Below are 12,144 nucleotides of genomic sequence, written 5' to 3'. Positions count from 1 at the left end.
TTCTCATCGAACCTTAAAGTAAGATGTAGTTTTTATTACGTTAAAAGTTCGGAAAATACTATCACCTAATTTCAAGTACAAATCATCAGTAAGGAGCTACAAGGTCATGAGCAAAAGTTCTGCTCACCAACCATCATCGATCATTCCCTTATCAGTTATTAGCCAAATTGCCACAAAGATCCGGATAATTCCGTTAGCAGTTTTACTCTTATCTCCTGTTCCTACTTGGTTTTTGACAGAAGCGATCGCCCCTGGAATTGTGCGAGCTTACACCGCCAGACTTGACTTAGCAATTGATCGCTTGAGCGAGGAAAATTATGAAACCATGTTGCGGAGGGCGGAAGCGGTTGCGAGGGCAGCTACTCAACGCAGCTTTGACCAAGATATTTTAGTAACAGATGTTTCAATTATCGTATCCGTACAGAGTCAGGGAGCGATCGCACCAGTTTTGGCATTAGAAGTTAGTCGCCCCCAATGGCGATCGCGTCCTGATGCTCAACGTTGGGCGACTTACTTCAAAACAGCGCGAGCATTACTGTACTTTGGACAGCCTACAACCTCGACTTCAGCACCAGCTAAATGATGAGATGAGGGGGATGAGGGGGATGAGGGAGAAATTTTCTCCGCGTCCCCGCGTCTCCGTGTCCCCATCCCCAATTCCCCAATTCCCCATTCCCCATTCCCCATTCCCCATTTCATGACTTAGAATAAAAAGGTTGTCAAAAATTGCGATATCCGCTACCATGGCTGTTCCAAAGAAGAAAACATCTAAGTCAAAGAGAGATAAACGCCGGGCTACTTGGAGACATAAAGCTGCTGTTGAAGCTCAAAAAGCTCTCTCTTTAGGCAAATCTATTTTGTCTGGACGCTCTACATTTGTCTATCCTGCTGCTGAAGAAGAGGAAGAAGAATCATAACTACCAACTCAGGAAAGCATGAACAGCATTGAAGATTTGAGCAGCAAGTAGCTGTTCAAGTTTCTGGCTATCAAAATATAAAATTATTCTTGGCTTTCCTGATGACATGATGAAAATGTTTTAAGAAATTGGTAATTTGCAATTCGTAAAACTAATAATTTATTACTTAGGTAATTTCTAGGAAAGAATTTACTAGAACCGTTGGTTTCGACTTCACTCAACCAACTAAGGGGTCGAGAGTTGAGCGGAGTCGAAACTCGTCATCATGGGTATTTTTTTAATTAGAAATCACCTTATTACTTATGACTGATGGTAAATTAATCAGATAAAGAGTAAATTAGCTAATTATTCTAGCTTTTTATTGCTTAGTAAAAAAGCTTGTAACCACATTGTAAAATTAATTTTTCTACGATTATGCTAGGAAAATTTTTTCAGAAACCAAATAAAGAAGAAGGCGATCGCGTTCCTCCAGGACAACATTTAGCCAAGGGCTTTCCTGTATTAACTTATGGTGCAACTCCACAAGTCAGTACTGACGAATGGGAATTTCGAGTTTGGGGTTTGGCGAAATCTGCTACTTTCACTTGGGCGGATTTTATGAAGCTTCCGCAACACGAATTTACAGCAGATTTTCACTGTGTAACCCGCTGGTCAAAACTAGATGTTAAATGGACTGGAATTAAAGTCATAGACTTTATGAGTCTGCTAGAGATCAATCTCAAAGCATCCTACATTATGGAACATTGCTATGGCGGTTACACTACCAATATCTCAATGGCAGACTTTGTACGAGAAGAAAACTTTTTTGCGTTTAAAGTCTTTGATGAACCATTACCAGCGGAACATGGCGGCCCGATGCGGTTAGTTGTCCCTCACCTCTATGCTTGGAAAAGTGCCAAGTGGATTAATGGTTTAGAGTTTTTAGAACGTGAAGATCTCGGTTTTTGGGAGCGTAATGGCTATCACAGCCGTGGCGAACCTTGGGCAGAAGAACGCTACAGCAGTGCTTTTGGGTTTTAATCGAGACGCGCCTTGCCAGCGTCTTTTAACCCAAGAATCGTTTGAGCAGCGATAATTTGCCTTTGTAGGGGGCATATCTCCATTTTAAATCGAGTAAAAAAGAATTTTGCATTACACTTTTGTAATGAGAAAAGGTATCAAAACCAGCTTTGCCGTGATAGCTACCAATACCGCTATCCCCTACGCCACCAAACGGTAAAGATGAGATACCACAATGTACTATTGTGTCATTGAGGCACACCCCACCAGATGAGGTTTCCTGCAAAAGCGAGTTTTGCAGTTTTTTGTTTTGAGAAAATAGGTATAAAGCTAGAGGTTTTGGTCTAGAGTTAATCAAGGCGATCGCTTCTGCAATGTCAGTATATTCAATTATCGGCAGAATGGGGCCAAAGATTTCTTCTTGCATGATTGGATCAATCACAGAGACATGATCAATCAATGTAGGAGCAATATAAAGCTCTGAAAGGTTAGTTTCACCACCAATAATAATTTCTCCATTTTTGAGGAAATTAACTAAACGTTCAAAGTGTTTTTGGCTAATAATTCTGGCATAATCAGGACTATTAAATGGTTGTTCGCTATAAAATTCTTTTAAGCATTTTTGTAGCTCATTTACTAAATCTTTTTTGATTTTTTGATCAACTAAAAGATAGTCAGGAGCGATACAAGTTTGTCCCGCATTGATAAATTTGCCCCAAACAATTCGCCTAGCAGTGTGTTGGAGATTAATCTCATTATCTACAATGCAAGGGCTTTTACCACCTAATTCCAAAGTAACTGGAGTAAGATTTTGTGCTGCTGCCCCCATAATGATTTTGCCGATAGCTGTACCACCAGTAAAAAAGATATGGTCAAATTTTTCTGCAATAAGTTTTTGACTGATTTCGACACCTCCTTCTACCACTGCAATATAAGCTGAATCGAAATATTTTGTGATGAGATCAGCAATGAGATGGGAGGTATGAGGGGCTAATTCTGAAGGTTTAATAATTGCACAATTACCTGCTGCGATCGCACCAACCAAAGGTGAGATACTCAAATTAAATGGATAGTTCCAAGCACCAATAATTAAAACAACTCCTAATGGTTCTGGATAAATTCTGGCTGAGTAGTAAAAAAATTCTACCGAAACAGGGACTTTTTTAGGCTTAGTCCAAGTATTGAGATGTTTGATTGCATAATCAATCTCTTTAAGAACGCTAATTTCTGTAGCGTAAGCCTCAAATTCTGGTTTATTTAAATCTGCCTGTAAAGCTTGAGTGATTGCCTGTTGATTCAGGGTGACTGCTTGCTTGAGAGTTTTGAGTTGTTCAAGGCGAAAAGCAATATCTTTAGTTTTGCCTGTTTGAAAAAAACTCCGCTGGCTAAGAATTATCTCAGTAATATTTGACGATTCAGTATTAATCATTTATTTTACTCATGATTGAATAGGTAAAAGCACAATAAATACACTACCTTTATTCAACTCTGAATCGAGCAAAATAGTGCCTTGATGTGCCTCAACAATCCTGCGAGAAAGGTATAATCCTAAACCGCTACCCGAACTATTGTGACTACCTTGACGAAACCTTTCAAAGATAGTGATTTGTTCTTCAGGGGGAATACCTGGCCCTGTATCAGCTATCTCGATACTCAGGTAGTCATCAGCATGGAAATTAAGAGAAAATCGAGGCAAATAACTTTTATTAAACTGAGGTTGAGAGTGAAGACGGATATTTACAGAGCCAATTTCAGTAAACTTGATCGCATTACCGATCAGATTAGTAAATAAGCGATGCAGTTCTAAGCGATCGCCCATCACTTTTTTAGTGCTGGACTCTTCTGTAAAATCTAGATTGAGAAGCAATTTTTTGTCTTGAGCTAGGGGTGTTAATTCTCCAGTGACTTCTTTTAACAACTGGACGAGATTAACTGGCTGAAATGCTAAAGTTTTGCGACCTGCTTCAAAGCGGTAAACTTCTAATAAGGTATTGACCATGGATAGCAAATTAGTATTGCTACGAGCCATGATCGTGATTACCTCTTGCATTTGCGGTGATAAGTTTCCTAACGCACCTTGCTGAAATAATATCAACATGCGATCGGCTGCTACCAATGGGGTGCGTAAGTCATGGGTGAGACGAGAGACAAAATCTTCTCGCTGACGGGCGATTTCATCACGTTCATCCATGCTATGCTTCAACCGCAAAAGCGATCGCACCCGTGCCAACAACTCGTCTACTGTCACCGGTTTGCGGATAAAATCATCAGCACCCAAATCTAATCCTTTAGCAACATTGGGCGCATCATGAGCAGTAATCAGCAATATCGGGATATATTGCTGTAATTTCATCTCTCCACGAATGTGCTTGGTGACTTCGTAACCATCCATGCCTGGCATCATCAAATCCAGCAAAACTAAGTCACAAGGCGATGCTTGCAGTTGTGCCAAGGCTGAAATACCATTTTCTGCCGTACTGATTATATAACCTTCTTCCTCCAAAATAGTTTTGATCAAAAACACGTTATCAGGAGAGTCATCGACAACTAAAATTTTGTCAGAGCGAGAAGATGGTGAACTCATTGAGTCTTAGGGAAGAAAAGTAAATTTTTTTGACCGTTATTTGTTAATTATGCTACAGCAATTATACTTGAGTTATAAAAATTATCTTTATCATGTCATTAGTCCTTTGTAATGACAAATGACTAATAACAGCCAAGAGAAAAATATTTCACAAATTCTTTAGTTCACCTAGATGTACGCTCGTGCGATAAACCATATAGATAAAACCACATTCATCACGAAAGCTTTGATATAAAGCCTGTAAATTATGAATAAGTTGTTCATATATTAAACCTTCACGCGGCACATAAGAAACGCTCATTGCTCGGCCAATTAATCCAGTTAAATCTAACTCTTGTCTATAAACAAATGTATATTCTCGAATATTCCCAAAATAGGGAGTTGCTAACAGCGGTTTTACAGATTGCATCCGCGATTCTGCTGGGTGATTATTAGATGCTGTACGTACAATTTGGCTATATTCGGCAGTCAAAGCATCTTCTTGATCGCGGTTATTCCAAACTACTGCTAAACGTCCTAATGGTTTCAAAATGCGGCGGAATTCTAATAAAGTCGGTTCTGGGTTAAACCAGTGGAAAGCTTGAAAACAAGTAACTATATCTACAGATTGATCGGGTATTTGGATAGATTCTGCTGTTCCATCACGAAACTCTACCAAAGGGTGAGGTGCAGCAGCTTCTCTCATTGCCGCATTTGGTTCAATAGCAATAACATTTACTCCACGTTCTGCTAATAATCGAGAGGAAATACCTGTACCCGCACCAATATCTGCTGCTAAAAGTTGCGAAGTTGGAGGTAGATCTTTCAAGATAATATCAATTACTGCTGCTGGATAACTTGGACGGTATTTTACATAGTCTTCTGCTCTATTGGAAAATCTGTTTAAAGGGTTCAGGGTGTGTAGGGGTGTGGTATGAGTTTCGCTCATGTATGTTTCTGCACGACTCAAGAATCAATATTTAATATATGGGAGCAAAAGAGCAAGCGATCGCTCTGTTTCCAAAAAGCGATAAGATGTTAACCAATAGCCTAAAAAATTAAACTTTGTATACACTAATGGCAAAATTACTTAATATTAAGTGAAAAATTGCCCGTGACGTAGCACCTCAAAAAAACAGCCACCTCCACTAGGAAGCAGCTGTTTCAAGCAATAGGAGATTATAAAGAATTAGTAATCGAAATCACCGCCACCCATACCAGCGCCCGCAGCAGGAGCGCCATCCTTAGGCTCAGGCTTGTCCACTACAATACATTCGGTTGTCAACACCATGCCAGCGATGGAAGCAGCATTTTGCAAAGCAGAACGAGTGACCTTAGCGGGGTCAACAATACCAGCGTCAAATAAATCAACAAATTCATTTGTCGCGGCATTGTAACCAACGTTGAATTCCTTCTCTTTGACTCGTTCAGCAATTACAGCACCATTCTGACCAGCATTTTCAGCAATCCGCTTCAAAGGTGCGGGTAAGGCACGAGATACAATTAACGCACCAATCAACTCTTCACCGGTGAGGTTGCCATTCGCCCAGTCTTCGAGTTGAGGGGTGAGGTGAGCTAGAGTTGTACCACCACCAGGAACGATACCTTCTTCAACAGCAGCTTTAGTAGCGTTGATAGCATCTTCCAAGCGCAGTTTTTTGTCTTTCATTTCGGTTTCAGTGGCTGCACCCACTTTCACCACTGCAACACCACCAGCTAGCTTGGCTAGACGTTCTTGCAATTTTTCTTTGTCGTAGGAAGATTCAGTTTCTTCGATTTGACGACGAATTTGGTCAATCCGAGCTTTGACAGCAGCTTCGTTACCTTCAGCAACAATTGTGGTGTTGTCTTTGGTAATGGTGATGCGGCGAGCCTTACCGAGCATATCCAGCTTGGTATTTTCCAGCTTGAGACCAGCATCTTCAGTGATTAGCTGACCACCAGTTAACACGGCGATATCTTCTAGCATAGCTTTGCGGCGATCGCCAAATCCAGGCGCTTTCACAGCAGCCACATTCAGCACACCGCGCAGGCGGTTAACCACTAAGGTTGCTAAAGCTTCTTTTTCGATATCTTCAGCGATAATCACCAAAGGACGACCAGCACGAGCTACTTGTTCTAGAACTGGTACAAGGTCTTGTACTAAGGCGATTTTCTTATCGGTCAGCAGAATGTAAGGCTCATCAAAAATTGCTTCCATCCGCTCAGGATCGGTGGCAAAGTAGGGAGAGATGTACCCTTTATCGAAGCGCATCCCTTCGGTGATTTCCAATTCTGTAGTCATGGATTTCCCTTCTTCTAGGGAAATTACACCTTCTTTACCAACCTTATCCATGGCTTGGGCAATCATCTGACCGACTTCTTCGTCGTTACCAGCTGAAATTGCGCCAACTTGAGCGATCGCTTTAGAATCTTCTACAGGGCGAGCATGTTCAGCAATCTTGTCTACAAGAAAAGCGGTAGCTTTATCAATACCGCGCTTGAGCAAAATTGCATTTGCACCGGCTGCAACGTTCCGCAAGCCTTCCTTAACAATGGCGTGAGCTAAAACAGTAGCCGTGGTTGTACCATCACCCGCAGCGTCGTTGGTCTTAGAAGCAGCTTGACGGATCAAAGACACACCAGTATTTTCGATGTGGTCTTCTAATTCGATTTCTTTGGCGATGGTAACACCGTCATTAACAATTTGTGGTGCGCCAAACTTCTTCTCTAGGACTACGTTACGACCTTTGGGGCCAAGGGTAACAGCTACAGCTTCAGCTAAGATGTCAATGCCTCGCTCTAGGGCACGACGGGCGTTTTCGTTGTAGATAATGCGCTTTGCCATAATTGTTAATTATCCTTTGTCATTTGTCTGTCATTTGTCCTCTCTTACAAAGTTCTGTTCGCTGGAAGCCAGCGCCCAGACTTTGCGCTTTGTCATTTGTCCTTCGTCCAACAACTAATGACCAATGACTAATGACCTTTACGCAACCACTGCTAAAATGTCTTTTTCAGAAAGCAGTACATATTCTTCGGTGCCGAGCTTGATATCGGTGCCAGCGTACTTGGAGTACAGCACTCTATCGCCGACTTTAACTTCTAATTCCTGACGGCTACCGTCGTCGTTACGCTTGCCAGGGCCAAGGGCGACTACTTCCCCTACCTGGGGCTTTTCCTTGGCGGTATCGGGCAAATAAAGACCACCTGCGGTCTTTTCTTCAGAGGCGTTCACTTTTACGAAAACGCGATCGCCTAAAGGTTTAACTGTGGAAACGCTCAGAGATACAGCTGCCATAAAAAATTTCTCCAGAGTTAGCACTCTCAACTCCTGAGTGCTAATCTACCGAACAGCGGCATATAATGGCAACAATCTCTGTAGTACGGGTTCCCGAACTCTATAATTATTCATTTGCGTAAGTATAAATACTTAATTATTGTAATATTTCAGGTTTTTTTCTATAAGTTACGAATATTTTTATATGGACAACTTTATTTGCAAAGCTGGGAAATTGTTATAGAACTGTAATCAGGGAGCCGCTCGATGAGTAACAACACAGTGATCCAGAAAAGCCATCCAATCCCCAAAACTACTAAGTCTTTAGAACGTAAAGCCCTGAGTAATTGCGTAGAAGCTTTAGGTCTGGCAAAGATTCAGCGACATATTTTTATATGCGCTGACCAGACAGTTGCTAACTGCTGTTCAAAACAAGCTAGTCTGGAATCCTGGGAATACTTAAAAAAGCGACTCAAAGAGCTAAAGCTCGACCAGCCGCAAGACGGTCGTCCCATTTATGTCTTTAGAACTAAAGTCAACTGCTTGCGTGTTTGTAGTTCTGGGCCGATAATGGTTGTTTACCCGGATGGGGTCTGGTATTTCCAAGCAAACCCGGAAGTCATCGAGCGGATCATCCAAGAACACTTGATAGGCAATAAGGTGGTAGAAGAACATGCATTTTTGATCCATCCTTTGCCAGAAACTCCCCCAGTTTCTTGTGAACAGCTCGTAGAAGCTTGACCTCAGTCAGGATAAGGTACAGTAGTAATGCGGATGAAAGCGCGGGTTGGTTTTGGGCTAGGGTCATCATAAGCCAATACTTAACTTGTGAACCAGAAGGACTATTATTGAATCAGTGTTTTTAACCCGCTACTTTCAAAGCGATATATAATAGCGCATTATAAATACTACTGCTCTACGTATCCTTACTGGACTGTCGCCAGTGAGCTACTAGTTTGTTAAAAGCGATCGCCGCTTTTGAGATTTCGAGGTAGCAAAGGCAAGTTAAGCGGGAGAAACGACAACATCTCAAATAACCACCATAGAGGATAACTAATCAAGACATTGATGGAACGAAGCGCGACAAGTGCCACTGCTATGAAAGAGCCCAGCATGAAAGATCACAAACGACTTCTATTGATTGATGATGACCCTAACCTCATCTTGCTGGTGAAGGACTACTTAGAATTCCGGGGATATGAAGTTATCACCGCTGAAAACGGACGAGAAGCTCTGGAAATTTTAGAACATGATGTTCCAGACATGATCATCTGCGACGTGATGATGCCGGAAATGGACGGATATACTTTTGTAGAACAAGTCCGGCAAAATGAACGTACCAGTTGGATTCCTGTTCTTTTCCTTTCAGCCAAAGGACAAAGCGCAGACCGAGTCAAAGGGCTAAATAAAGGGGCTGATGTATACATGGTCAAACCCTTTGAGCCAGAAGAACTCGTAGCGCAAGTAGAATCTTCACTCAAGCAAACCATCCGTTGGAAAGAACACCAAGCCAAAGGAGGCGAAAACGGTTCCCGCATCCAAGTTCCCTTCGATGTGCAGTTAACCCCAACCGAACTGAAAGTAGTACAGTTTGTTGCTAGGGGTTTAGCTAACCGGGAAATTGCCGAAGAACTAAACGTTAGTCAACGTACAGTTGAAAGCCATGTGTCCAATATGTTGGGCAAAACTAATCTCCATAACCGCACTGAACTAGCACGGTGGGCGATTGAAAATCAAATGGCATAAATAGCTATTAGCATTCAGCCGTCAGGTTTTCGGTGCTTAACTGACTGCTGAATGCTGATAACTTAGTTACAAAGCTTTATGGTTGCAAGGTGAATTTGTCAAAAATTTCTCCCTAGAGTTGTCCAGTTGGGTTATTAGGGCGCTTGCAATAGGGAATATTTTTCTTCAGAATTCCAGGGTAAAGCGACTATCTGAAGTCAAATCAAACCCATTGTGACCTCCAGGCATTAGTACTTTCTGATTTAGGATTTTAGATTGGCAATCTAAAATCCTAAATTTAAAATTAAGTTTTATTAAAAATAAAGATTATAGGTCTCTATTCATCAGGCTTTTCTACATTTAAATCTAATTTAATCTCTACTTTTTGTTCTAAACAATATCTACTAACTCAAAACGTATTTTCTTACCAATCTCTGGCAGCCTTATCAATCGTATCTAAAGTCACAGAAGGGTTATCAGGGTCTAAGAGTCTATCAACAGATGATCTACTAGTTTTCATCTTCTCTGCCATAGCTGTTTTAGTGATCTTTTTTTGTGCCATTGCTTCTCTAATTTGCCAAGCAATCACTCTCTTGATAGCTATTAAGTTGATTTCATCTAATGTTCCATCTTCTTCTAAAAACGCATCAAAAGAAGAACCAATATATGGATTTTCTGTCATACTTGCGCCTCCAATATCTGTTTACGTTGCAAAGCTAAATCTAATTGTTTTTTTGGAGTTTTCTGACTTTTCTTGATAAACCCATGCAGTATAAATTAGAGATACAACTTGTGAGATTCTCTTCCCAGGCTTCAACCTGGGAAAGAAAACTTACACCTTTGTACGAAAACTAAAATTCGGCGCTTTGCGGTGTGCGTGGAAACGGAATGACATCACGAATATTTGCCATACCCGTCATGAATTGCACAAGTCTTTCAAAACCCAAGCCAAAACCCGCGTGAGGAACAGTACCATAACGACGCAAGTCAAGATACCACCACAAATCCTCTGGTTGCATTCCTTGCGCTATCACACGGCGTTCTAAAACTTCTAACCGTTCTTCCCGTTGCGAACCACCAATAATTTCACCTATTTTCGGTGCAAGAATATCCATGGCGCGAACGGTTTTCTCATCATCGTTCAAACGCATATAAAAAGCTTTAATCTGCGCTGGATAATCGGTAACAATTACAGGCTTTTTGAAAAGCTGTTCAGCCAGATAACGCTCATGTTCTGATTGTAAATCTAATCCCCAACTCACGAGATATTCAAATTTGACATCAGCTTTTTCTAAAAGCGCGATCGCATCTGTATAACTCAAGCGCTCAAATTGATTATTAACTATATTCTCAGCTGTTGCCAACACAGTATCATCAATCCGCTGATTGAAAAATTCCATGTCCTCTGGGCAAGTTTCCATCACATATTTAAAAATATGTTTGAGAAACGCCTCAGCTAAATCCATATCACCTTCCAAATCACAAAAAGCCATTTCTGGCTCCACCATCCAAAATTCTGCTAAATGGCGGGAAGTGTTAGAATTTTCTGCACGGAAGGTAGGGCCGAAGGTGTAAACGTTAGAAAACGCCATCGCCATCACTTCCGCTTCCAACTGGCCACTAACAGTGAGATATGTGGGTTTACCAAAAAAGTCCTGCGTGTAATCTATCGCTTGATTGTCTGTGCGGGGAATATTCTTGAGATCCAAACTGGTGACGCTAAAAAGTTCACCCGCACCCTCGCAATCGCTAGCAGTGATAATTGGAGTATGTACCCACAAAAAGCCTCTTTCGTGAAAGAATTGATGAATCGCTGTAGAACAGGCATTTCTCACACGGAAAACTGCACCAAACGAATTAGTCCGCGATCGCAAATGTCCAATGGTTCGCAGAAACTCAAAGGAATGGCGTTTCTTTTGTAGGGGATATGTTTCGGGATCAGCTTCACCGTAGACTTTCAGCGTCTGTGCTTTTAATTCAATCCGCTGTCCTTTACCTTGGGAAGCCACTAGCACCCCAGCCACTTCTACCGCCGCACCTGTATTCAGCTTTTTCAAGCTAGCTTCATAATCTGGCAAATCTTGATTAATGACGACTTGCAAATTAGCCAAGGATGAGCCGTCATTAACTTCAATAAAAGCAAACCCTTTGGACTCACGCTTTGTCCGTACCCAACCTTGAACTTGCAGGGACTCATCAGGTTGACCACTTCGTAATATTTCTGCAATTCGTCGATTTACCATATCTACCCGGTACAGGATTTTAATATCCAGCCTATAATAACGCCCATTCCACCAAAGCGGACAGCTTGCCAGAAAGGTTCCTTGAGACTACCCCAAGAAAATAACTGGCTTTCTAAGTTTATTTCTAACACTTCCAATTGCTGCTTGATTTGCCGTAACTCGGCTTTGATTTCTGGCGTCTGATGTTTATTTTTATTGAGTTTGTTTAAGTGTTGTTGATATTCTGATTTTAAGGAGCGATCGCGTTGTACTTGAGTGTAACGCTCTTTTAAAGAAGAAAGCGATCGCTCTACTTGTGCAAGTTCTTGTTCAAAATCTGGTTCTTGGTTTTCCTCTGAGGGGTGCGATTGTTTAGACGGCTTCATTTAGTAAGTAGTAAACTAGGATAAAATGCCAGTTAATAGTCATTTGTCAAAAGACAAAGGACAAAGGACTCTAATA

General features: G+C 41.4%; 14 protein-coding genes. 5 read left to right on the top strand and 9 right to left on the bottom strand.

Annotated features, from left to right (window positions below; translation table 11 throughout):
* Nucleotides 1-106: 106 nt before the first annotated feature.
* The 3 genes from AC5JMF_RS26915 (at nucleotide 107) to AC5JMF_RS26905 (ending at nucleotide 1,937) form a co-directional block, all read left to right on the top strand.
* The gene (locus AC5JMF_RS26915) at nucleotides 107-583 is read left to right on the top strand and encodes a hypothetical protein (protein WP_495798773.1); all 477 of its coding nucleotides are present in this window, start codon (nucleotides 107-109) and stop codon (nucleotides 581-583) included.
* A 160-nt stretch (nucleotides 584-743) separates the two neighbouring features.
* Entirely contained in the window at nucleotides 744-917 is a 174-nt protein-coding gene (rpmF, locus tag AC5JMF_RS26910) for a 50S ribosomal protein L32 (protein WP_495798772.1), read from the top strand.
* Nucleotides 918-1,331: 414 nt separating this feature from the next.
* Entirely contained in the window at nucleotides 1,332-1,937 is a 606-nt protein-coding gene (locus AC5JMF_RS26905; RefSeq protein ID WP_495798771.1) for a sulfite oxidase-like oxidoreductase, read from the top strand.
* 25 nt (nucleotides 1,938-1,962) lie between these two features.
* On the opposite strand, the gene AC5JMF_RS26900 is transcribed toward AC5JMF_RS26905, so the two are convergent.
* From AC5JMF_RS26900 to groES, 5 genes are all read right to left on the bottom strand, one after another.
* A complete protein-coding gene (locus tag AC5JMF_RS26900; protein WP_495798770.1) occupies nucleotides 1,963-3,345 on the bottom strand; it encodes an aldehyde dehydrogenase family protein in 1,383 nt (460 codons plus the stop codon).
* A gap of 9 nt (nucleotides 3,346-3,354) precedes the next feature.
* Nucleotides 3,355-4,500, bottom strand: coding sequence for an ATP-binding response regulator (locus AC5JMF_RS26895; protein ID WP_495798769.1), 1,146 nt, complete (start codon nucleotides 4,498-4,500; stop codon nucleotides 3,355-3,357).
* Between the two features lie 148 nt (nucleotides 4,501-4,648).
* The gene (locus tag AC5JMF_RS26890; RefSeq protein WP_495798768.1) at nucleotides 4,649-5,428 is read right to left on the bottom strand and encodes a class I SAM-dependent methyltransferase; all 780 of its coding nucleotides are present in this window, start codon (nucleotides 5,426-5,428) and stop codon (nucleotides 4,649-4,651) included.
* 240 nt (nucleotides 5,429-5,668) lie between these two features.
* Complete coding sequence (groL, locus tag AC5JMF_RS26885) at nucleotides 5,669-7,306, bottom strand: chaperonin GroEL (RefSeq protein ID WP_495798767.1); 1,638 nt, start codon at nucleotides 7,304-7,306, stop codon at nucleotides 5,669-5,671.
* 138 nt (nucleotides 7,307-7,444) lie between these two features.
* Nucleotides 7,445-7,756 (bottom strand): co-chaperone GroES, encoded by a 312-nt coding sequence (gene groES / locus AC5JMF_RS26880; protein WP_495798825.1) that lies wholly within the window; start codon nucleotides 7,754-7,756, stop codon nucleotides 7,445-7,447.
* Nucleotides 7,757-8,002: 246 nt separating this feature from the next.
* Between groES and AC5JMF_RS26875 the strand changes: the two genes are divergently transcribed.
* Both AC5JMF_RS26875 and AC5JMF_RS26870 read left to right on the top strand, forming a co-directional pair.
* Nucleotides 8,003-8,476, top strand: a complete 474-nt coding sequence (locus tag AC5JMF_RS26875) for a (2Fe-2S) ferredoxin domain-containing protein (protein ID WP_495798766.1) — start codon at nucleotides 8,003-8,005, stop codon at nucleotides 8,474-8,476.
* Between the two features lie 327 nt (nucleotides 8,477-8,803).
* Nucleotides 8,804-9,481, top strand: a complete 678-nt coding sequence (locus AC5JMF_RS26870) for a response regulator transcription factor (RefSeq protein WP_495798765.1) — start codon at nucleotides 8,804-8,806, stop codon at nucleotides 9,479-9,481.
* 403 nt (nucleotides 9,482-9,884) lie between these two features.
* On the opposite strand, the gene AC5JMF_RS26865 is transcribed toward AC5JMF_RS26870, so the two are convergent.
* The 4 genes from AC5JMF_RS26865 to AC5JMF_RS26850 form a co-directional block, all read right to left on the bottom strand.
* On the bottom strand, nucleotides 9,885-10,142 hold the full coding sequence (locus AC5JMF_RS26865; RefSeq protein WP_495798764.1) for a helix-turn-helix domain-containing protein: 258 nt from the start codon (nucleotides 10,140-10,142) through the stop codon (nucleotides 9,885-9,887).
* On the bottom strand, nucleotides 10,139-10,231 hold the full coding sequence (locus AC5JMF_RS26860) for a type II toxin-antitoxin system RelE/ParE family toxin (RefSeq protein ID WP_495798824.1): 93 nt from the start codon (nucleotides 10,229-10,231) through the stop codon (nucleotides 10,139-10,141). Before AC5JMF_RS26860 ends, AC5JMF_RS26865 begins: the two co-directional genes overlap by 4 nt.
* 80 nt (nucleotides 10,232-10,311) lie before the next feature.
* Nucleotides 10,312-11,703 carry an asparagine--tRNA ligase gene (gene asnS, locus AC5JMF_RS26855; protein WP_495798763.1) on the bottom strand — a complete coding sequence of 464 codons (1,392 nt, stop codon included), beginning with the start codon at nucleotides 11,701-11,703 and terminating at the stop codon, nucleotides 10,312-10,314.
* Between the two features lie 2 nt (nucleotides 11,704-11,705).
* Nucleotides 11,706-12,068, bottom strand: coding sequence for a sll0565 family protein (locus AC5JMF_RS26850; RefSeq protein WP_495798762.1), 363 nt, complete (start codon nucleotides 12,066-12,068; stop codon nucleotides 11,706-11,708).
* Nucleotides 12,069-12,144 lie beyond the last annotated feature (76 nt).

It is taken from the genome of Desmonostoc vinosum (genome assembly GCF_059505385.1).
The sequence above is the reverse complement of the archived record's forward strand: the minus strand, read 5'-3'. Positions and strand labels throughout refer to the sequence as shown.